Below are 20976 nucleotides of genomic sequence, written 5' to 3' on the forward strand. Positions count from 1 at the left end.
CGCTCCCACAGGGGCTGCACGGCCTTCTGGAGCGATGGCAAACCTGTGGGAGCGGGCTTGACCCGCGCAGCGGCCGCGCTTTCTCAGTCGCGACCGTCGCGATCCCTGAAGCCCAGCAGATACAGCACCCCATCCAGCCCCAGCGTCGAGATCGCCTGCTTGGCCGACTGCTTGACCAGCGGCTTGGCCCGGAACGCCACGCCCAGGCCGGCAATCGCCAGCATCGGCAGGTCGTTCGCACCGTCGCCCACGGCAATCGTCTGCTCCATCTGCAAGCCTTCCTTGCGTGCCAGCTCGGTCAACAGGTCAGCCTTGCGCTGCGCGTCGACAATCGGCTCCACGGCCACGCCGGTCACCTTGCCGTCCACCACTTCCAGCTCGTTGGCAAACACATAGTCGATGCCCAGCTTGGCCTGCAGCTGCTTGGCAAAGTAGGTGAAGCCACCCGACAGGATCGCGGTCTTGTAGCCCAGGCGCTTGAGCTCGGCGAACAGCACCTCGGCGCCCTCGGTCAGGCGCAGCGAAGCACCGATCTCGTCCAGCACGCTGACGTCCAGGCCCTTGAGCAGCGCCAGGCGCTCCTTGAAGCTGGCACGAAAATCCAGCTCGCCACGCATGGCACGCTCGGTGATTTCCGACACCTGCTCGCCCACGCCTGCCGCCTTGGCCAGCTCGTCGATGACCTCGGCCTCGATCAGGGTGGAGTCCATGTCGAACACCGCCAGGCGACGGTTGCGGCGGAACAGCGAGTCCTGCTGGAAGGCGATGTCGACGTTCAGCTCCTGCGCCACGCTGAGGAACTCGGCACGCAGGGCCTGCGGGTCGGCCGGCTCGCCACGCACGGAGAACTCGATGCAGCCCTTGCCCTGGTCGGCCGGGGTGTCCAACGCGATACGACCCGACAGACGGTCGATATGGTCGATGTTCAACCCGTACTGGGCGGTGATGGAGCTCACCCGCTGCAACTGCTCGGCAGTGACCTTGCGCGTCAGCAGGGTCACGATGTGGCGGGCCTTGCCCTGGCCGTCGACCCACTGCTGGTAGTCCTGCTCGGAAACCGGGGTGAAGCGCACCTGCTGGTCCAGCTTGTACCCGGTGAAGAGGATGTCCTTGAGCACGGCGCTGGCCTGCTCGGTGCTGGGGATTTCCACCAGGATGCCGAACGACAGCGTGTCGTGGATGACCGCCTGGCCGATGTCGAGGATGTTCACCCCGCCCTGGGCGAGCACGCCGGTAATGGCCGCGGTGAGACCCGGACGGTCCTCGCCGGTGATGTTAATCAGAACGATTTCGCGCAAAACGGGCTCCGACACAGTGACAAAACGCGCATTCTACCCACTTTCGCAGACCATCGGGCGCAGTCGATACTTTGCCGGCCCATGCCCTGTCGCTATACTGCGCAGCACCTTCTCCGACATAAAGAGCCGCGCTCTGTGAACCGGCCCACGCCAGTTAAAACCGACAATTTCTTCCTGCTGATCTTCCGTGCCCTGCGCCAGCGCCGTGTGCCGTTGGCCTTGCGGATCGCCTGCCACAACGTGTTTCTGGTAGCGCTGGCGCTGGTCATCTACGCCGGGGTCATGGGCCTGCAGTTCAAGCAGGCCATGCACGAGCAGGCCGACGCCCTGGGTCAGAGCCTGACCACGCAGACCGCCACGTCTGCCACCGAACTGCTGGTGTCCAACGACATCCTCAGCCTCAACGTGCTGCTCGGCAACCTGGTGAAGAACCCGCTGGTGGCCCATGCCGCCATCTACAGCGTCGACAACCGGATCCTCGCCGAAGCCGGCCAGCGCCCGAAAAACGGCCTGCTGGGCGAGGTCGAGGGCCTGTACCAGACCAAGATCACCTTCCAGGACGTGACGGCCGGGCAACTGCGCATCAGCCTAGACATGAGCCAGTTCCAGCAGCCGCTGACCATCAGCCTGCAGAGCATGGGCATTCTGGCGGCGATCCTGCTGGCCCTGGCCCTGGCCTTGAGCCTGCGCCTGGGGCGCTTTATTTCGACGCCGCTGCTGCAACTGCGGGTGTGGCTGCGCGACCTGGATGCCTACACCCCGGCCACCGACCGCCAGGACGAGATCGGCGACCTGGCGCGCCAGCTGCATTCGCGCTTTGCCCCGCCACCGCCGGAGCCTGAAGCAGAGCCCGAGGAAGAAGACGACTACGACGAACATGAAGCGCAGCCGGCCTTGCAGGTGCGCAACCTGCGCGAGCCGGCGCTGGAGCCCAAGCCGGCGCTGCCCAGGCCAGTAGCGCATGATGAAGACGACGACGAGGCGTTTGCCGACCTGCGCGACGACAGCGATGCCGCGCCGCAGGCTTTAGTACCCACTGCGCCACGCGAGCCGCAGGCCAGTGCGGTGCTGGCGGTGCAACTGGGCTCCCAGGAGCAACTGCGCCGCCTGCCTCGGGCACGTCTGACCGAACTGCTGGACCGCTACCGCGACTGCCTCGACCAGGCCGCGTCGCTGTATGAAAGCGAAGTGCACACGCTCAACGATGGCAGCACGCTGCTGTTGTTCCACAGCTCGGAAAGCGGCGAGGACTACCTGACCAACGCCATCTGCTGTGGCGAACTGCTGCGTGCCCTGGGGCATGCGTTGCAGGTGGAAGTGGCCGACAGCGGGATTACCCTGCAATTGCAGCTGGGCCTGGCGCTGGGTGAAGACCTGCACGGCCTGAGCCAGATCGACCTGCTGCTGACCGACAAGGCCCAGGATGCCCTGGCGTTGTCGCAACACAGCCGCAACCTGCTGCTGGTGGAGCGCAAGGTCAGTGATGATGCGCTGATTCGCCAGCGTGCCCGCATCCGCCCGATTGCCAGCCCTGAAGGGGCGTGCTGTGTGGAGCGCCTGATGGAGCCGTATCCGTCGATGCTGGAGCGTCAGCTGGCACGGATGCACGAGCGCCAGATCAAGACCTGAGGCCCCGTAGGAGCCGGTTAAAACCGGAACACTTCCATCTCGGTACGAATCGGTGTCGCCATCGGAATCTTCGGCTTCTCCGGCTCCTTGCGCACCTGCTGTACCGGCGTGGCCTTCTTCGGCTGTTCCTGCACGATCGGCGGCTGATTGGCCAACGGCTTCAACGCCACGCTCAGCTGCTCGGCCAGACGCTGCAGCAGTTGCCCCTGCGCCTGTACCTGCGCCGCCGAGCTGCCTTCATGGGGCTGCTCGAAATGCACGATGCGGTTGTCACGCACCTGACCGCGACGATCAAGCAAGCGCCATTGGGCATCGAGGATCGCCGGCTGGCCGACGCCCGAATCCAGGCGCGTGATCGACAGCAGCACCTGCACATCCGGGTTGAACCCGGTGCTGGCCGGTGCCAGCACCACACGCTGGCTGTCCAGGCGCCAGGCCAGCTGGCGCACCAGCAACTGGTCGATGTCGGCCGACAGGCTGCCCGCCCAGCGACCATCGGTCGCCGCCGTCAGGCTGCCGTCACGCTGGCGTTGCAGCAGGGTTTCGCGTTGCAGGTAGTCGGCCACCGAGACCGGCCCCAGCACCACGGCCATGCCGTTGCTCTGGCCAGGTTGCCCCGGCTCGCCACTGTCGAGCTGATACAGCGCTACCGGCTGGTGCATGCTGCACCCGGCCAAGCCCAGCACGCCACTGAGCAGTAGAACAAATGGAAGGCGCAGAAAAGTCATCATCCCATCCAGGCGGCCGCCACACGGCTTGCCGCAGTGATACTCATGAATACGTCGGGCACGCAGCTACGCTGGCACCACAAGGGGCCTATCATCCGCGAAAGTTCCGTGCGACTCCAGTGTTTAAGCCGCAAACGGTCACTAAAATACCCGTTTGCGGCCACCAGGTCGCTTATTCGACGTTTTCCACCAGCAGCGCATCGACCCGCTGGAAGCCGCGCGGCAGCTTGTTGCCACGCCGCCCACGCTCGCCCTTGTAGTGCTCCAGGTCATCGCCCTTGAGCGACAGGGTACGCTTGCCGGCCTGCAATACAAGGGTCGAACCTTCGGGAATCACTGCCAGGTCGGTGACAAATTCTTCACGACTGGCCACGCGATCGCCCGGAATGCCGATGATCTTGTTGCCCTTGCCCTTGCCCAGCTGTGGTAGGTCGCTGATCTTGAACACCAGCAGGCGCCCTTCGGTGGTCACCGCCGCCAGCCAGTCCTGCTCGCGGTTGCCCACCGGGCGCGGCAGGATCACCTTGGCGTTGTTCGGCAGGCTCAACAGGGCCTTGCCGGCCTTGTTCTTGGCCTGCAGGTCTTCGCCCTTGACCACGAAGCCGTAGCCGGCATCGGAGGCAATCACGTACAAGCCGTCATCCTCGGGCATCAGCACGCACTCGAACGAAGCACCCGGCGGCGGGGTCAGGCGACCGGTCAGCGGTTCACCCTGGCCCCGTGCCGACGGCAGCGTATGCGCCGGCACCGAGTAGCTGCGGCCGGTGGAGTCGATGAACACCGCGTACTGGTTCGAGCGCCCCGCGGCTGCGGTCTTGAAGCCGTCGCCGGCCTTGTACGAGAGCCCGGTGGCATCGATGTCGTGGCCCTTGGCCGAACGTACCCAGCCCTTCTCGGACAGCACCACCGTGACCTTTTCGTTGGGCAGCAGGTCGTGCTCGGTCATCGCACGGGCTTCGGCGCGCTCGACGATCGGCGAGCGACGGTCGTCACCATAGGTTTCGGCGTCCTGCAGCAGTTCGGTGCGCACCAGTTTCTTGAGCTTGGCTTCGCTGCCCAGCAGCGCCAGCAGCTTGGCCTGTTCCTTGAGCAGTTCGTCCTGCTCGTTGCGCAGCTTCATCTCTTCCAGACGGGCCAACTGGCGCAGGCGCGTGTCGAGAATGTAGTCGGCCTGGATCTCGCTCAATGCAAAGCGCTCGATCAACCTGGCCCGTGGGTGCTCCTCGGTACGGATGATGTGGATCACTTCATCCAGGTTGAGGTAGGCGATCAGCAAGCCGTCCAACAGGTGCAGGCGACGCTCCACCTTGTCCAGGCGGAACTGCAGGCGACGGCGCACGGTCTGCACACGGAACTGCAGCCACTCGACCAGCAGCGTGCGCAGGTTCTTCAACTGCGGCTTGCCGTCCAGGCCGATGATGTTGATGTTGACCCGGTAGCTGGACTCAAGGTCGGTACTGGCGAACAGGTGCTGCATCAGCGCTTCGTGGTCGACGCGGCTGTGCACCGGGATGATCACGATGCGGCACGGGTTCTCGTGGTCCGATTCGTCACGCAGGTCGGCCACCTGCGGCGCCTTGGACGGCTTGGCCTGCATCATCGCGGCGATCTGTTCCAGCACCTTGGCGCCCGACACCTGGTGCGGCAGCGCGGTGACCACGATGTCGCCGTCCTCGATGTGGTACACGGCGCGCATGCGCACCGAGCCACGGCCGGTTTCGTAGATTTTCAGCAGGTCGGCGCGCGGGGTGATGATCTCTGCTTCGGTCGGGTAGTCCGGGCCCTGGATGTGCTCGCACAGCTGTTCGACCGTGGCCTTGGGCTCGTCGAGCAGGCGCACGCAGGCTGTGGCCACTTCGCGCAGGTTGTGCGGCGGCACGTCGGTGGCCATGCCCACGGCGATACCGGTGGTGCCATTGAGCAGGATGTTCGGCAAACGTGCCGGCAACACCAGGGGCTCGTCGAGGGTACCGTCGAAGTTCGGGCCCCAGTCCGCAGTGCCCTGGCCCAGCTCGCTGAGCAGCACCTCGGAATAGCGCGACAGGCGCGCTTCGGTGTAGCGCATGGCCGCGAAGGATTTGGGATCGTCCGGCGCACCCCAGTTGCCCTGGCCGTCGACCAGGGTGTAGCGATAGCTGAAGGGCTGCGCCATCAGCACCATGGCTTCATAGCAGGCCGAATCGCCATGCGGGTGGAACTTGCCGAGCACGTCACCGACGGTACGCGCCGATTTCTTGTGCTTGGAATCGGCGTCCAGGCCCAGTTCGCTCATGGCGTAGACGATGCGTCGCTGCACCGGCTTCAAACCGTCGCCGATATGCGGCAGCGCACGGTCCATGATCACGTACATGGAGTAGTTGAGGTAGGCCTGTTCGGTGAAGTCAGCCAGTGACCGGCGCTCTACGCCATCGAGGCTGAGATCAAGGGAGTCGCTCATGCGGGCCTCATCATTTCAAGGTCTGGCGCAGCAGCAAGGTGCCGCCGCGCTGGGTAAATTCGAGTCGTTTCAGGGCACTCATGCCCAGCAGTACCTGCTCGCCGTCCAGCCCCGGCACCACCAGGGCGCGTACGTCGCGCAGCAGAATATCGCCCAGTTGCAGGCTGTCGAGGCGGGTGCGATAGCCCTCGGTACGACCATTGGCGGTACTAAGGGTCACGGGCGCACCACGCTCCAGGCTGAACTGCCGGGCCAGGCTCTCGGGGATCGCCACGTCGGTGGCGCCAGTATCCAGCAGAAAATGCACGGCCTGGCCGTTGATCAGACCGTCGGCCACAAAATGCCCCTGGCCATTGCCCAGCAGCCGCACCTCGACATAGCCATCGCCGTGCTGCGAGCTGATCTGGCTGTTGGGGTTGGCCTGGCGCTGTTCCCAGTCGCCGAAAAAGCGCGTGGCCAGGAACAGGCCGGCCGCCCACGCCAGCACCAGCATCACCCGGCCGGCACGCTTGCCCGGTGCCTGGCTCACGGTTTGGCGCTCCAGCCGCCCTGGGGCGCTGCAAAGCGCCACACGATCGGGCGGTTTTCACCATCGGCGCGGCGACCGCCGTTGTTGTCCAGGCCTATCCAGGCACCCTTGGCATCGATCACCAGGGCCTCGGCCAGGCCGAACGGCTGCGAATACTGCCGCGATTCGATCAGGGCATCGGCAGCGAACGACCAGCAGCGCTCCACGCTTCCAGTGTCGGCATCACGCCGGCAGATACGGTAGGCGTTGCGCTCCAGGGTGAAAAGCTTGCCTTCGAACAGCGCCAGGTCGGCAAAATCCCGGGGCCGCTCGCGGGCGTTGGGCATCTGCGCAGGCTGCATCTCGGTGCCGGCCTCGCTGAGCAGCACGCAGCCATCACCGCAGTGCCAGGTGGTCTGCTGGCGATTGATCGAAATCAGCCCGCGGCGCTCGCGCTCGGCGGCCAGCCACAGGCGATCGCCGGCCGGGTTCACGGCGATGCCTTCGAACAATGCATTGAAGTGCAGCAGCATGCCGCTGGCGCGCGCCTGGCGGACCATGCTCGGGTCGATCTTCAGCCAGCTGGGGTCGCCTGCGACTGGTACCTTGAGCACCGCCACATGGGTTTCGCTGACCAGGTAGTGATTGCCTGCGGCATCGCAACTGATGCCTTCGAAATCCAGCTCGCCGCCGCGCACGTAGGACATTGCCCAGTTGCTCGAGCGCAGGCCCCAGGGCAGGCCGCTGTCCGGCACCGGCGGCACCTCCAGGCGAATACCTTCGGCCTGCCACACCGTCTGGGTGGTGTCCAGGCGGTACAGCAGGTCGTCGTCGCGGTCCGAGACGGTCCAGAGCTCGCCGTTGCACAGGGCCAGCCCCGACAGGTTGCCGCCACGCATGCCCTCTACCGGATGCTCGCTCTGCATCGCCAGCTCCGGCCAGGTTTCGGCCAGCGCCGGCACGCCCAGCAGTGACAACAGCGCTGCCAGGCACCGAGCGATCAAGCCAGTACCTCGGCCAGGTTGCCTTTGGACTCCAGCCAGCTCTTGCGGTCGCCCGCACGTTTCTTGGCCAGCAGCATGTCCATGATCTCGCGGGTGCCTTCGAGGTCTTCCAGGGTCAACTGCACCAGGCGCCGGGTGTTCGGGTCCATGGTGGTTTCACGCAGCTGCGGCGGGTTCATCTCGCCCAGGCCCTTGAATCGGGTGACCTGCGGCTTGCCGCGCTTCTTCTCGGCCACCAGGCGGTCGAGGATGCCGTCGCGCTCGGCCTCGTCCAGGGCGTAGTAGATCTCCTTGCCCAGGTCGATGCGGTACAGCGGCGGCATCGCCACGTACACGTGGCCGGCCTCCACCAGCGGGCGGAAGTGCTGCACGAACAGGGCGCAGAGCAAAGTGGCGATGTGCAGGCCGTCGGAGTCGGCGTCGGCCAGGATGCAGATCTTGCCGTAGCGCAGCTGGCTCATGTCGGTGGCACCGGGGTCGACGCCGATGGCCACCGCGATGTTGTGCACTTCCTGACTGGCCAGCACTTCGCCGCCGTCGACTTCCCAGGTGTTGAGGATCTTGCCGCGCAGCGGCAGGATGGCCTGGAACTCCTTGTCGCGCGCCTGCTTGGCCGAACCACCGGCCGAGTCACCCTCGACCAGGAACAGCTCGGCGCGCATCGGGTCCTGCCCGGCGCAGTCGGCCAGCTTGCCCGGCAGTGCCGGGCCCTGGGTCACGCGCTTGCGCTCGACCTTCTTGCTGGCCTTGAGCCGGCGCCCGGCGTTGTTGATCGCCAGTTCCGCCAGTTGCATGCCCACTTCGGGGTGGGCATTGAGCCACAGGCTGAAGGCATCCTTGACCACGCCGGAAACGAATGCGGCGGCCTCGCGAGACGACAGGCGCTCCTTGGTCTGGCCGGAGAACTGCGGCTCCTGCATCTTCATCGAGAGCACGAAGCTGATGCGCTCCCACACGTCCTCGGGGGCCAGCTTGACCCCGCGCGGCAGCAGGTTGCGGAACTCGCAGAACTCGCGCATGGCATCGAGCAGGCCCTGGCGCAGGCCGTTGACGTGGGTGCCGCCCTGGGCGGTGGGGATCAGGTTGACGTAGCTTTCCTGCACGCTGTCGCCGCCTTCGGGCAGCCACAGCAAGGCCCAGTCCACGGCCTCCTTGTTGCCCGCCAGGCTGCCGCAGAACGGCGCGTCGGGCAGGCGCAGGAACTCGCTTACCGAGTCTTCGAGGTACGAGCGCAGGCCGTCCTCGTAATGCCACTCGACCTTCTCGCCGGTGCCTTTGTCCTCGAAGCTGACCAGCAGCCCCGGGCACAGTACAGCCTTGGCCTTGAGCACATGCTTGAGGCGGCTGATGGAAAACTTGGGCGAGTCGAAATACTTGGGATCGGGCGCGAAGTACACGCTGGTACCGGTGTTGCGCTTGCCGACGGTACCGATCACTTCGAGCTCGGTGGCCTTGAAGCCGTCGGCGAAGGTCATCTGGTACTCGTTGCCGTCGCGCTTGACCCGTACCCGTACCTGGTTGGACAGGGCGTTGACCACCGAAATGCCCACCCCGTGCAGGCCGCCGGAGAACTGGTAGTTCTTGTTGGAAAACTTGCCGCCGGCGTGCAGCTTGGTGAGGATCAGCTCGACGCCCGACACGCCCTCTTCGGGGTGGATGTCCACGGGCATGCCGCGACCGTCGTCGGACACTTCCAGCGAATGGTCTGCATGCAGGATGACCTGCACGGTGCGAGCGTGGCCGGCCAGCGCTTCGTCGACGCTGTTGTCGATGACTTCCTGGGCCAGGTGATTGGGCCGGCTGGTGTCGGTGTACATGCCCGGGCGCTTGCGCACCGGGTCAAGGCCGGAGAGGACTTCGATGGCGTCTGCGTTATAGGCGCTAGCGCTGGGATTGGCCATGGGTTCTCGTCGTCAGTCGTAGGTGAAAATAATCAGTCAAAGTACAGAAAAATCGAACGCCTGGTACACCTGCGGTGCAATGCCGGCAAAGCTCAGCATGGCCGGCAGGTGCTGCGCGAAGCCCTGGAAGCTGTGGTCGCCACCGGCCTCGATGCGTAGCGCACAGGTCCGATAGAAGGCCTGGGCACGGCGGTAGTCCAGGGTTTCATCGCCCGTCTGCAGCCATACCTGAAAGCGCTCGGGGTCGCTCGGTGCGGGCACTTCCAGCTCGGCCAGGGCCTGCACGTGGTCCAGTGTCAGCTCCCAGGTTTCCCCGGTGTAGAAATTCTGCTGCGGGCCCAGGTAGCCGTCGAACAGCTGGTGCGGATTGACGGCCGGGTTGATCAGCAGGGCCTTGAGCCCGTGGCGCTGGGCCAGGTGGGTGGCATAGTAGCCCCCGAGCGAGCTGCCGACCAGCAATGGCGAACCCAGCTCGGCGATGGCACGTTCAAGCTGCGCCACGGCCTGGCGCGGATGGTTGTCCAGCAGGGGCACGCGCAGCTGCCCGGCCAGCCCCAGCTGCTGCATCACACTGCTCAGCTGGCTGGCCTTGGTCGAACTGGGCGCACTGTTGAACCCGTGGATATAAAGAATCGAACCCGACATGATCGCCCCCGATGCCCATGCAACGCCCGTCGCAACGAGCACAAAAGACGCGCAGTTTAGCCTGTTCGAGAAGCCTTGAGCGGCAACTTTCAAACATCAGGTTACAACCGGGCGGTGATATTCGCGTTCACTTGCAGCTTGCAGCGCTCAGTACCCACTGCTGCCGTAATCGACGGTGAAGGCAAAGTCGGTCACGCGCGAGACCCCGGTCTCGAGCCTGCCGTCGTCATGCAGGCGCAGCCAGCGATACCCCGGGGCCTGGTCGCCCACCTTGAAGTCTTCACTGCCCGGCTCGAACTGAATGCAGGTGGACGGCGAGGCGAGCAGACGCACACCGTCACGCAGCTGGTCCCACTCCTGGTGGATATGCCCCCAGAGCAGCGCGCGCACCTGTGGATAACCCTTGAGCAGGTCGAACAGCGCATCGGCGTTACGCAGCCCGATGGGCGCCATCCAGGCGCAATCGATGGAAACCGGCTGGTGATGGAAGCAGATCAGGCAATGGCGCTGCGGTGCGGCCTCCAGGGCCTGCCTGAGCAGTTGCAGCTGATCGTCTGCCAGCAGCCCCGGCACCGAGCCGCACACGGCCGAGTTGAGCATGATCACCCGCCAGGCGCCGGCATCCACCACCGGCTCGAGCAGCGAACTGCCGCGTGCCACCTGGGCCATGGGGAACGGCTCGTCGTGATTGCCGGCCAGCCAGCGGGCCGGGGCCGGGATCCTGCCGCTGAGGGCCAGAAACTGCAGATAGGATTCGACGCTGCCATCCTGCGACAGGTCGCCGGTGGCCAGCACCAGGTCGACCACCGGCTGTTCGTCGAGTACCCGCTCGACCACCCGGCGCAGGCTGTCGCGGGTGTTCATGCCCAGCAGCGTGCCTTCGGCTTCGGCGAACAGATGACTGTCGGAGAGCTGCACCAGCAGCACCGAGGCGTCACGGGAAGGGATGATCGAGTGCGGCAAGGCCGTCTCCTTGGGCGGATTCTGCACGATTATGGTGGGAATGCAGGCAACGGCAAACCCCGCGCCCACGACACCGGTCACATTTTCAGCGAACCGCTTCCAGTTCGTGGCCGCAGGCCAGGCAATGGCTCAGCCACTCGCCCAGGAACAGGTTGAGCTGGGCCTTTTCGTCCGGCTGGTGCATGGCCGCATTGGGGTACGGATAGACACTGCGAAAGCGCCGCGCATGCTCGGCACTGACCACCTCGGCCATGCGCGCGTCGTGGTACACCTGCACCTCCAACTGCGGCACCGGCAGCCACGGCAGGCTGTGCTCCTGGCGCACGCGCAGGGTGGTGGTGTAAGGGCAGGCCAGCACCACGTCGAGCACCAGCACGCCGAGCATCTGGTCACCCTGGGTCATGCCGATGCGGCGCGAGCTCTGGGTGGTGCGCATGTCGGGCAACAGTCGCATCAGGCGCGCATAGTTGGCCTCGCAGGCAGCCTGCAAGCCGACCAGATCGACCCGGTAGCGCTCGCGCAACAGATTCACGACCACAGCCCCCTGACTTCATCACGGTTCAACGCCAGCCATTGCAGGGCAATGATGCTCGCGGCATTGGCAATGCGCCCATCGCGCACGGCCTGCAACGCATCCTCGAACGCCCAGGCCTTCACGCGAATGTCTTCGCCCTCTTCTTCCAGCCCGTGCAGGCCGCCTGCGCCGTCGCTGTGGCAACGCCCCAGGTACAGGTGCACGAATTCATCGCTGCCGCCGGGCGACGGAAAGTACTTGGTCATCGGCCACAGCGCACTGAATGTCAGCCCAGCTTCCTCCTGCGCCTCGCGGTGCGCAACCTCCTCGGGCTGTTCGTCCTTGTCGATCAGACCGGCGACCAGTTCCACCAGCCAGGGGTTGTCGACCTTGCCCATGGCGCCGACACGAAACTGCTCGATCAGCACCACTTCGTCACGCTGCGGATCATAGGGCAGCACGCACACTGCGTCGTGGCGCACGAACAGCTCACGGCTGATCTCGCGGCCCATGCCGCCGGCAAACAGCTCGTGGCGCAGGTGCAGCCGGTCGAGCCGGTAAAAGCCCTTGAAGCAGTTTTCGCGCCGCACGATCTGTACGTCGGTCGGCATGGCCTTTGGCTTGTCTGTCATGGATACCTCGTTACCCCATTACCACGTCGCGCCATCCTAACCTGCACACTGCGCGGTTTCACCCCTTTAAAACAATCGTGCGGGCTGCGAGGATAGGCGCAGCCTTTCTTGTCAGCTTAGTGGCGAACCGACGGCATTGCCGACGGTCCAAGCCCGATTACCGTTGCACTACAAGGATCATCATGTCACTTGCGAAATTAGCCTGCGTGACCGCCCTGGCCTTGACCCTGGGCGCCTGCCAGAGCCTGTTCCAGCCCAACATGCGCGTGCCGCTCGAGGTCAAGCGCGACAGGTGGGAGCACATCAAGCCGGGCTGCACCGCAGCCGACTGCCCGCTGGTGAACATCGACACGGTGCACTTCCCCACCAACCCCAAGCTCGATGCGATCGTCGAGCGCAGCCTGCTCAAGCTCACCAGCGATGGCGAGGGCGCACCGTTGCCGGCCTCGCTCAAGTCCTACGAGGACAGCTACCTGCAATCGGCCCAGAGCCGCAACAGCAGCTACCTGCAGGCCAAGGTACGCGAGCAGCATGACGGCTTGGTGATCATCGAGTTGTCCAGCTACCTGGACACCGGCGGCGCGCACGGCATGCCGGGGCGCGGCTTCATCAACTATTCGCGCCAGCAGGACAAGGTGCTGACCCTGCAGGACATGCTGGTGCCGGGCCAGGAGGCAACCTTCTGGAAGACCGTCGAAGAGGCCCACAAGGGCTGGCTGATCAGCACCGGCATGGACAAGGACGCCGAGTTCGTGAAGAACTGGCCATTCCAGAAGTCACCGCACGTCGCCCTGACCTACGGCGCGGTGGTGGTGAAGTACGAGGTGTATGCCATCGCCCCGTACTCCATGGGCCACATCGAGCTCAAGATCCCCTACCCGCGCCTGAACGGCGTGATCAGGCCCGAGCTGTTTCCCGGCCGCGGTTGAAGCCCAGCAACAGATGCAGCGCCCCTGCCAGCAGCAAGGCTGGCAGGGTGGCGCCAACGTCTGCGGCGTAATGCGCCAGCACATGGTAGGTCGCCACGCCACAGGCCCACGCCACCAGCGCCCCGTAGTGCAGGCCGTCGACCACACTGGGCAGGCGACGCCGGCGCAGCACGTAGTGGTCGCTCAGCACCACACCGAACAGCGGCGCGAACACCGAGCCGATCAGCAGCAGGAAGTTCTCGTACTGGCCCAGCGGCGCGAAGCAGGCGATCAGGGTGCACACCACGCCGATCACCAGTGCCAGGTGCTCGACCTTCACGCCTGACAGCAGGCTGCTGGACACCGCCGCCGAGTGGATGTCGGCAAAGGCCTTTTCCGACTCGTCGAGCAGCACCAGCAACAGCGGGATGCCAAAGCCTGCGCCGGCCAGCGCCAGCAGCAGGGTGCTGGCTTCGCCATCGGTGGCGAAGGCCAGGATGTAGGCCACCCCCAGGCTCATCATCCACAGGTTGCCGATGAAGTAGCCCAGTGCGGTACCCACGAACACCTGCCCCGAATGCCTGCCGAAGCGCGAGTAGTCGGCAATCAGCGGCAGCCACGACAGCGGCATGGCGATGGCGATGTCAAAGCCCACCCCCAGCGACATCGAGCCATCCCCGGCGCGGGCCCACAGGGCGGCCAGGTCGGCCTTGGCGAACAGGTTCCAGGTCAGCCACAGGCAGGCGCCCAGCAGCAGCCAGATGCCCCATTTGCGCAAAATGCGGCGCACGAAGGTCAGCGGGCCGGCCACCGCCAGCGCGGTGGCCAGGGCGCCGAAGCACAGTGCCCACAACAGCGGGCTGACCCACAGGCTATCGGCGCCGAAGGCCCGCGCACCGAGCAGACTGGCGGCGTCGCGCATCACGATGATTTCGAACGCGCCCCAGCCAACCAGTTGCAGCAGGTTGAGAATGGCCGGCAGCGCCACGCCGTGGCGGCCCAGGCTCAGGCGCAGGGTGCCCATGGCCGACAGGCCGGTGTCGCTGCCGATGACGCCGGCGGCGGCCAGCAGCAGAACGCCGACCAGCGTGCCGAGGGTGATGGCCAGCAACGCGCCGGACAGGCCCAGACCGGGGCCGAGCAAGGCGCCGGTCTGCAGCACCATCAGGCCGATGCCGAGGGAGAACCACAGGGAGAACAGGTCCCGCGCGCCGAAGACGCGCTGGCTGTCGGGAATGGGGGAATCGGGGGAGTAGTGGCTGGGTGTGCTCACGATGAAGACTCGGCAGGAAATGTGGGTTGGATGGAAGGCCCTTTCGCGGGTCAAGCCCGCTCCCACGGGGTATCGCTGATCTCTAGGGCAGCGGCATACCTGTGGGAGCGAGCTTGACCCGCGATGCTTTCAGACCTTCTGGTACAACTGGCTGCCTTCCTGGCGGAACCGCTCGGCCTGCTCGCGCATGCCCTCTTCTACCGCCACCTCGACCGGCTGGTTGGCGGCGTATTCACGCACTTCCTGGGTGATCTTCATCGAGCAGAACTTCGGCCCGCACATCGAGCAGAAGTGCGCGACCTTGGCCGAATCCTTGGGCAGGGTCTCGTCGTGGAACGAGCGTGCGGTGTCCGGGTCCAGGCCCAGGTTGAACTGGTCTTCCCAGCGGAACTCGAACCGCGCCTTGCTCAAAGCGTTGTCGCGGATCTGCGCGCCCGGGTGCCCCTTGGCCAGGTCCGCCGCGTGCGCGGCGATCTTGTAGGTGATGATGCCGGTCTTGACGTCGTCCTTGTTCGGCAGCCCCAGGTGCTCCTTGGGCGTCACGTAGCAGAGCATCGCGCAACCGAACCAGCCGATCATCGCCGCACCGATGCCCGAGGTGATGTGGTCGTACCCCGGCGCGATGTCGGTGGTCAGCGGGCCCAGGGTGTAGAACGGCGCCTCGTCGCAGCACTCGAGCTGCTTGTCCATGTTCTCCTTGATCAACTGCATCGGCACGTGGCCGGGGCCTTCGATCATGCACTGCACGTCATGCTTCCAGGCGATCTTGGTCAGCTCGCCCAGGGTCTCCAGCTCGCCGAACTGCGCCGCGTCGTTGGCGTCGGCGATCGAGCCCGGACGCAGGCCGTCGCCCAGCGAAAAGCTGACGTCGTAGGCCTTCATGATTTCGCAGATTTCGTCGAAATGGGTGTAGAGGAAGTTTTCCTTGTGATGCGCCAGGCACCACTTGGCCATGATCGAGCCGCCGCGGCTGACGATGCCGGTCACGCGCTTGGCGGTCAGCGGCACGTAGCGCAGCAGCACGCCGGCATGGATGGTGAAGTAGTCCACGCCCTGCTCCGCCTGTTCGATCAGGGTGTCGCGAAACAGCTCCCAGGTCAGGTCCTCGGCCACGCCGTTGACCTTCTCCAGTGCCTGGTAGATCGGCACCGTACCGATCGGCACCGGCGAGTTGCGGATGATCCACTCGCGGGTTTCATGGATGTGCTTGCCGGTGGACAGGTCCATTACCGTGTCCGAGCCCCAGCGGATGCCCCAGGTCAGCTTGGCCACTTCTTCCTCGATGGAGGAGCCCAGCGCGCTGTTGCCGATGTTGCCGTTGACCTTCACCAGGAAATTGCGGCCGATGATCATCGGCTCCAGCTCCACATGGTTGATGTTGGCCGGAATGATCGCGCGGCCGCGAGCGACTTCCTCGCGCACGAATTCGGCGGTGATCTCCTTGGGGATGCTTGCGCCGAAGCTGTGCCCGGCGTGCTGCTGGTCGAGCAGGCCGGCGGCGCGGGCCTCCTGCAGCTTCATGTTCTCGCGGATGGCCACGTACTCCATCTCGGCGGTGATGATGCCCTGGCGCGCGTAGTGCATCTGGCTGACGTTGGCGCCGGCCTTGGCCCGGCGCGGGTTGCGCACGTGGGCAAAGCGCAGCTTGGTCAGTTCCACGTCGTTCAGGCGCATCTGGCCGAAACTGGAGGACAGCCCGGCCAGGCGCTCGGTGTCGCCGCGCGCGTCGATCCAGGCCGAGCGCACATCGCCCAGGCCCTTGCGCACGTCGATCTGCACGGTAGGATCGGTGTAGGGGCCGGAGGTGTCGTACACCAGCACCGGCGCGTTGGCTTCGCCGCCGAAATCGGTGGGGGTGTCGTCCAGGCTGATTTCGCGCATCGGCACCTGGATATCGGGGCGCGAGCCCTGCACGTAGATCTTGCGCGAACGGGTGAACGGCTGCACGGACTGCTCGTCGACCTTGGCCGATTCACTCAGGTGCGCGGGGTATTTTTGTTTTTGGCTCATCACAGGCTCTCCAGACGGGTTGGCAGTCGGAGTGAACCTGAAAGGCACGGGCGCACCAGGGCTGGTGCTGTGCCGAAAACGGAAGATGCCACACCAGCCAAAAAGCTGAAATGACAATCCCGCAGCCGACACAAGAGGGCTCGCGGGAGACGAGCAATCTTGTTCCCTACGCAGGCGCTAACCTGATCAGGTTCAACGGGATCCGGAATTATCCGATCTCAGCCTCAACGCAAGGCACCCCGACAAGAACGCGCCCAGCATAGACCGGTGCGACGCGAAACGCCAACAGTCCAAGCACAAGCATGATAAAAGGCGCAAATAGCGGATTGTTGCAAAATGCCTGCGCAACTACACTCATCGGTTCAGAAATACTCAACCGTTCAAGGACTGCCCTATGCTGCGCAAACTTTCACTGGCCCTCGCCGTGTCGTGTGCTACCAACGGAATGGCCTGGGCAGCAGAACCGCCCCTGTCGGTACGCACCGATCTGGTCAGCGTGTATCAGGAAGCGGTGAACAACAACGCCGACCTGGCCGCTGCCCGCGCCGACTACGGCGCCCGCAAGGAAGTGGTGCCCCAGGCCCGTGCCGGCCTGCTGCCCAACCTCTCGGCCGGCGCCGAGATGATGAACAGCCGTACGAAGATCGATCACCCCTCGATCACCGCCAACCGCAGCGGCAACTCCTGGCAGGCCACCCTGGCCCAGCCGATCTTCCGCGCCGACCGCTGGTTCCAGTTGCAGGCAGCCGAAGCGGTGAACGAACAGGCGGCGCTGGAGCTGTCGGCCACCGAACAGAACCTGATTCTGCAAAGTGCCGAGAACTACTTCGCCGTGCTGCGCGCCCAGGACACCCTGGCCTCGACCAAGGCCGAAGAAGCCGCGTTCAAGCGCCAGCTCGACCAGAGCAACGAGCGCTTCGACGTGGGCCTGTCGGACAAGACCGACGTGCTGCAGTCCCAGGCCAGCTACGACACCGCACGCGCCAACCGCATCGTCGCGCAGCGCCAGGTGGACGACGCCTTCGAGGCCCTGGTGACCCTGACCAACCGCGACTACAACTCGGTGCAGGGCATCGTGCACACCCTGCCGGTGCAGGTACCCACGCCCAATGACGCCAAGGCCTGGGTAGAAACCGCCGCAAAGCAGAACCTGAACCTGCAGGCCACCAACTACGCGGTCAACGCGGCCGAGGAAACCCTGCGCCAGCGCAAGGCCGGGCACGCGCCGACGGTGGACGCGGTGGCGCGCTACCAGAAGGGTGACAACGACAGCCTGGGCTTCAGCAACCCCAACCTGACGGGCCAGAACTACCGCGGCGACGTGGAGCAGACCAGCATCGGCCTGCAGCTGAACATCCCGATCTACAGTGGCGGGCTGACCAGCTCGCAGGTGCGCGAGGCGTACCAGCGCCTGAGCCAGAGCGAACAGCAGCGCGAGAGCCTGCGTCGCCAGGTGGTGGAAAACACCCGCAACCTGCACCGCGCGGTGAACACCGACGTGGAGCAGGTGCAGGCGCGCAAGCAGTCGATCATTTCCAACCAGAGTGCGCTGGAAGCGACCGAAATCGGTTACCAGGTGGGTACGCGCAACATCGTCGACGTGCTGGATGCACAGCGCCAGCTGTACACCTCGGTGCGCGACTACAACAACACCCGGTATGACTACATCCTCGACAACCTGCGCCTGAAGCAGGCCGCCGGGACCTTGAGCCCGCAAGACCTGAATGACCTGGGTCGCTACCTCAAGCCCGACTACAACCCGGACAAGGACTTCCTGCCGCCGGACCTGGCCAAGGCGGCGCAAGCCAATTTCGAAAGGCCCTGAAACAGCTTCGCCGGCAAGGCCGGCTCCTACAGGTGTTGCGCACCCCGTGTAGGAGCCGACCTTGCCGGCGAACAGGCCTCACGCCTTGAGCAGATTCCCCAGCCCATCCAGCAGGCGCTTCAACGCCCCCTGATTGGCCCGCATCACCCCGACCCCCGCCTCGCCCATCTTCAGTGCATCACTGGGCAGCTCGATCAGGCGCCGCACCTCGGCCGCCAGCCCCTGGGCATCATCCACTTCGCACAACGCCCCCGCCTCGCGCAGCATTGCCGCGATCTCGAGAAAGTTGAACAGATGCGGCCCACTCAGCACTGGCCTGGCCAGTGCAGCCGGCTCCAGCAGATTGTGCCCGCCGTTGGGCACCAGGCTGCCGCCGACGAACGCGATGTCCGCCAGCGCATACAGAAACAGCAGCTCGCCCATGGTATCGCCCAGCAATACCTGGCAATCCTCCGTCACCGGCGCACCGCCAGAGCGGCGCACCGTGGAAAACTGCGCTGCGCACAACCCATGCACCGCGTTGAAGCGCTCCGGATGGCGCGGTACCAGCATCAGCAGCGCGTCCGAATGGTGCGCCAGCAACTGCCGATGCGCTGCCAGGATCACCTCGTCCTCGCCCTCATGGGTGCTTGCGGCAATCCACACCGGCCGTTGCAGCGCCTGCCACTCTTCACGCAGCGCCCTGGCGCGCACCGGCAGCTGCGCATCGATGGTCAGGTCGAACTTGATCGAGCCGGTCACCTGCACGCACTCGGGCCGCGCACCGAGCTGGCGAAAACGCTCGGCCTCGGTTTCGGTCTGCACCGCGATCAGGCTCATCTCGGCCAGCATCGGCCGGGTCAACCCGGCAAAACGCGCATAGCCCTTGGCCGAACGCGCCGACAACCGCGCATTGGCCAGCGCCACCGGTATGCCACGTCGGGCGCACTGGTGGATATGGTTGGGCCACAGCTCGGTCTCCATGATCACCGCCAGTTGCGGGCGAGCACGCTCCAGAAACCGCGCCGCCGCCCACGGCAGGTCGTACGGCAGGTAGCAGTGCTGGATGCGTGGCTCGTTTGCGAACAGCGCCTGGATGCGCTCGGAACCGGTGGGCGTCATGCAGGTGATGGTGATCGGCAACTGTGGATAACGTTGCAGCAGGGCACGCACCATCGGCGCGGCGGCGATGCTCTCGCCCACCGACACCGCATGCACCCAGATGCCCCCCGGCTGCAGGGGCGGCAGCTTCAGGCCGAAGCGCTCGGCGATGCGCCGGGCATAGGCCGGCGCCTTGCGCGAGCGCAGGTACAGGCGCAGCGCGACCAGCGGCAGGCCCAGGTGAAACAGCAGGGTATATAGGGTTCTGTTCATGGCGCCGAAGTGTACTAGCCAATGGCGCACAAATGCACTGCGAAGCGCTCGGCCAGCCAGCGCGCGGCCGGCCCCAGCGGCTCGTCGCGGCGCCACGCCAACTCCACCACCAGCGCCGGCGGGCGCCACTCGCTGGCAAGCTCCACCATCTGCTGCTGGTAGGCCGGGTACTGCACCACATGGCGCGGCAGCCAGGCCCAGCCCAGCCCGCGCATGAGCATCTCGGCCATCACGTAGAAGCTGTCGGCGCGCCAGATCTGCGGGCTGATCGGTTCGCCGCCAGGGTAGCCGCTCTGCTGGGGCGTGATCAGCAACTGACGGTGCTGCGCCAGCTGCTGGCGATTGACGCTGGCCAGTTGCGCCAGCGGGTGATGCACCGCGCACACGGTGACCATCTCCACGCTGCCCAGCGCCTGGCGCTCCAGCGCTGCAGGCATGTGCTCGTGGTGAAACATCAGGCCCAGGTCGGCACGGCGCTCCAGCAGCTTGCGCGCCACATCGCCCTGGGCCCCGCTGGCCACCTGGATTTCCAGCAGCGGGTACTGCACGGCCAGCTCGTCGAGGCTGTCGAGCACCGGCTGGAAGGGCATGGCCTCGTCCTGCGCCAGGCGCAGTTGCGCCTCCTGCCCGCGCATCAGCGCCTGCGCCCGGCCGTCCAGGCGCTCGCACTGGCGCAGCAGCTCGCGTGCCTCCTCGAGCAACGCCTGGCCGGCATCGGTCAGGCGCGGCTGACGCCCGCTGCTACGCTCGAACAGCGTGACCCCAAGGTCGGCCTCGAACAACGCGATGGCGTTGCTGACCGCCGACTGGGCCTTGCGCTGCTCACGCGCCACCGCCGAAAACGAGCGCAGTTCGGCGACCCGCACGAAGGTGCGCAGCTGTTCGAGGTTCCATTGACCGTGCATGCCAGCCTATCTCCAGAATAGATAGGTAATGACTTTACCCCATTGCGCCATCCTCTAGAATGCGCGACCAGAACAGAGGACTACCATGAACGCCTATACCTACCTGGCCATCGCCATCTGCGCCGAAGTCATTGCCACCGCCTCGATGAAGGCGGTCAAGGGCCTGAGTACGCCGCTGCCCCTGCTTCTGATGGTGTGCGGCTACATCGTGGCGTTCTGGATGCTGACCCTGGTGGTGCGCAGCATTCCGGTAGGCATTGCCTACGCCATCTGGTCGGGCCTGGGCATCGTGCTGATCAGCATCGCGGCGCTGGTGATCTACGGGCAGAAACTGGATGTGCCGGCCATGCTCGGCATGGCCATGATCGTCGGCGGCGTGGTGGTGATCCAGGTGTTCTCCAAAACCACCGGGCATTGATGAGCGACAGGGTACGAAACCTCAC

General features: G+C 65.4%; 18 protein-coding genes and 1 riboswitch. Of the genes, 4 read left to right on the forward strand and 14 right to left on the reverse strand.

Annotated features, from left to right (window positions below):
- Positions 1-83 precede the first annotated feature (83 nt).
- Positions 84-1298 (reverse strand): phosphoserine phosphatase SerB, encoded by a 1215-nt coding sequence (gene serB / locus JZZ72_RS00440; RefSeq protein ID WP_104572992.1) that lies wholly within the window; start codon positions 1296-1298, stop codon positions 84-86.
- Positions 1299-1433: 135 nt separating this feature from the next.
- Between serB and JZZ72_RS00445 the strand changes: the two genes are divergently transcribed.
- On the forward strand, positions 1434-2927 hold the full coding sequence (locus JZZ72_RS00445; RefSeq protein ID WP_104572993.1) for a HAMP domain-containing protein: 1494 nt from the start codon (positions 1434-1436) through the stop codon (positions 2925-2927).
- Between the two features lie 17 nt (positions 2928-2944).
- Here JZZ72_RS00445 and JZZ72_RS00450 read toward each other — a convergent pair whose 3' ends face one another.
- The 9 genes from JZZ72_RS00450 to JZZ72_RS00490 form a co-directional block, all read right to left on the reverse strand.
- Positions 2945-3655, reverse strand: a complete 711-nt coding sequence (locus JZZ72_RS00450) for a PqiC family protein (protein WP_043863554.1) — start codon at positions 3653-3655, stop codon at positions 2945-2947.
- A gap of 172 nt (positions 3656-3827) precedes the next feature.
- Positions 3828-6092 (reverse strand): DNA topoisomerase IV subunit A, encoded by a 2265-nt coding sequence (gene parC / locus JZZ72_RS00455; RefSeq protein WP_054915737.1) that lies wholly within the window; start codon positions 6090-6092, stop codon positions 3828-3830.
- Between the two features lie 10 nt (positions 6093-6102).
- A complete protein-coding gene (locus JZZ72_RS00460; protein ID WP_043863556.1) occupies positions 6103-6621 on the reverse strand; it encodes a retropepsin-like aspartic protease family protein in 519 nt (172 codons plus the stop codon).
- On the reverse strand, positions 6618-7604 hold the full coding sequence (locus tag JZZ72_RS00465) for an esterase-like activity of phytase family protein (protein ID WP_058541604.1): 987 nt from the start codon (positions 7602-7604) through the stop codon (positions 6618-6620). The genes JZZ72_RS00460 and JZZ72_RS00465 overlap by 4 nt, the downstream gene beginning before the upstream one ends.
- Complete coding sequence (gene parE, locus JZZ72_RS00470) at positions 7601-9505, reverse strand: DNA topoisomerase IV subunit B (RefSeq protein WP_043863558.1); 1905 nt, start codon at positions 9503-9505, stop codon at positions 7601-7603. The genes JZZ72_RS00465 and parE overlap by 4 nt, the downstream gene beginning before the upstream one ends.
- A gap of 36 nt (positions 9506-9541) precedes the next feature.
- Positions 9542-10150 (reverse strand): YqiA/YcfP family alpha/beta fold hydrolase, encoded by a 609-nt coding sequence (locus JZZ72_RS00475; protein WP_210013882.1) that lies wholly within the window; start codon positions 10148-10150, stop codon positions 9542-9544.
- A 147-nt stretch (positions 10151-10297) separates the two neighbouring features.
- Positions 10298-11113: a 3',5'-cyclic-AMP phosphodiesterase gene (gene cpdA / locus JZZ72_RS00480; RefSeq protein ID WP_043863560.1), complete on the reverse strand. Its 816-nt coding sequence runs from the start codon at positions 11111-11113 to the stop codon at positions 10298-10300.
- Positions 11114-11198: 85 nt separating this feature from the next.
- Complete coding sequence (locus JZZ72_RS00485; protein ID WP_043863561.1) at positions 11199-11651, reverse strand: DUF1249 domain-containing protein; 453 nt, start codon at positions 11649-11651, stop codon at positions 11199-11201.
- Positions 11642-12259, reverse strand: coding sequence for an NUDIX domain-containing protein (locus tag JZZ72_RS00490; RefSeq protein ID WP_043863562.1), 618 nt, complete (start codon positions 12257-12259; stop codon positions 11642-11644). The genes JZZ72_RS00485 and JZZ72_RS00490 overlap by 10 nt, the downstream gene beginning before the upstream one ends.
- A gap of 182 nt (positions 12260-12441) precedes the next feature.
- Between JZZ72_RS00490 and JZZ72_RS00495 the strand changes: the two genes are divergently transcribed.
- Complete coding sequence (locus JZZ72_RS00495) at positions 12442-13188, forward strand: RsiV family protein (protein WP_043863563.1); 747 nt, start codon at positions 12442-12444, stop codon at positions 13186-13188.
- Here the strand turns inward: JZZ72_RS00495 and cytX are convergent.
- Positions 13157-14440, reverse strand: coding sequence for a putative hydroxymethylpyrimidine transporter CytX (gene cytX / locus JZZ72_RS00500; RefSeq protein ID WP_043863564.1), 1284 nt, complete (start codon positions 14438-14440; stop codon positions 13157-13159). The two genes, JZZ72_RS00495 and cytX, sit on opposite strands and share 32 nt — an antisense overlap.
- 129 nt (positions 14441-14569) lie before the next feature.
- The gene (thiC, locus tag JZZ72_RS00505; RefSeq protein ID WP_054915742.1) at positions 14570-16450 is read right to left on the reverse strand and encodes a phosphomethylpyrimidine synthase ThiC; all 1881 of its coding nucleotides are present in this window, start codon (positions 16448-16450) and stop codon (positions 14570-14572) included.
- A gap of 146 nt (positions 16451-16596) precedes the next feature.
- A riboswitch (TPP riboswitch) is annotated at positions 16597-16702 on the reverse strand.
- Positions 16703-16844: 142 nt separating this feature from the next.
- Between thiC and JZZ72_RS00510 the strand changes: the two genes are divergently transcribed.
- Positions 16845-18275 carry a TolC family outer membrane protein gene (locus JZZ72_RS00510; protein WP_043863566.1) on the forward strand — a complete coding sequence of 477 codons (1431 nt, stop codon included), beginning with the start codon at positions 16845-16847 and terminating at the stop codon, positions 18273-18275.
- 78 nt (positions 18276-18353) lie between these two features.
- Here the strand turns inward: JZZ72_RS00510 and waaA are convergent, their stop codons facing one another.
- On the reverse strand, positions 18354-19628 hold the full coding sequence (gene waaA / locus JZZ72_RS00515) for a lipid IV(A) 3-deoxy-D-manno-octulosonic acid transferase (RefSeq protein WP_123753303.1): 1275 nt from the start codon (positions 19626-19628) through the stop codon (positions 18354-18356).
- 14 nt (positions 19629-19642) lie between these two features.
- Complete coding sequence (locus JZZ72_RS00520) at positions 19643-20533, reverse strand: LysR family transcriptional regulator (RefSeq protein WP_043863568.1); 891 nt, start codon at positions 20531-20533, stop codon at positions 19643-19645.
- Between the two features lie 85 nt (positions 20534-20618).
- Between JZZ72_RS00520 and JZZ72_RS00525 the strand changes: the two genes are divergently transcribed.
- Positions 20619-20951, forward strand: a complete 333-nt coding sequence (locus tag JZZ72_RS00525; protein ID WP_043863569.1) for a DMT family transporter — start codon at positions 20619-20621, stop codon at positions 20949-20951.
- Positions 20952-20976 lie beyond the last annotated feature (25 nt).

The sequence above is a fragment of the Pseudomonas palmensis genome (assembly GCF_017848315.1).
Taxonomy (GTDB): domain Bacteria; phylum Pseudomonadota; class Gammaproteobacteria; order Pseudomonadales; family Pseudomonadaceae; genus Aquipseudomonas; species Aquipseudomonas palmensis.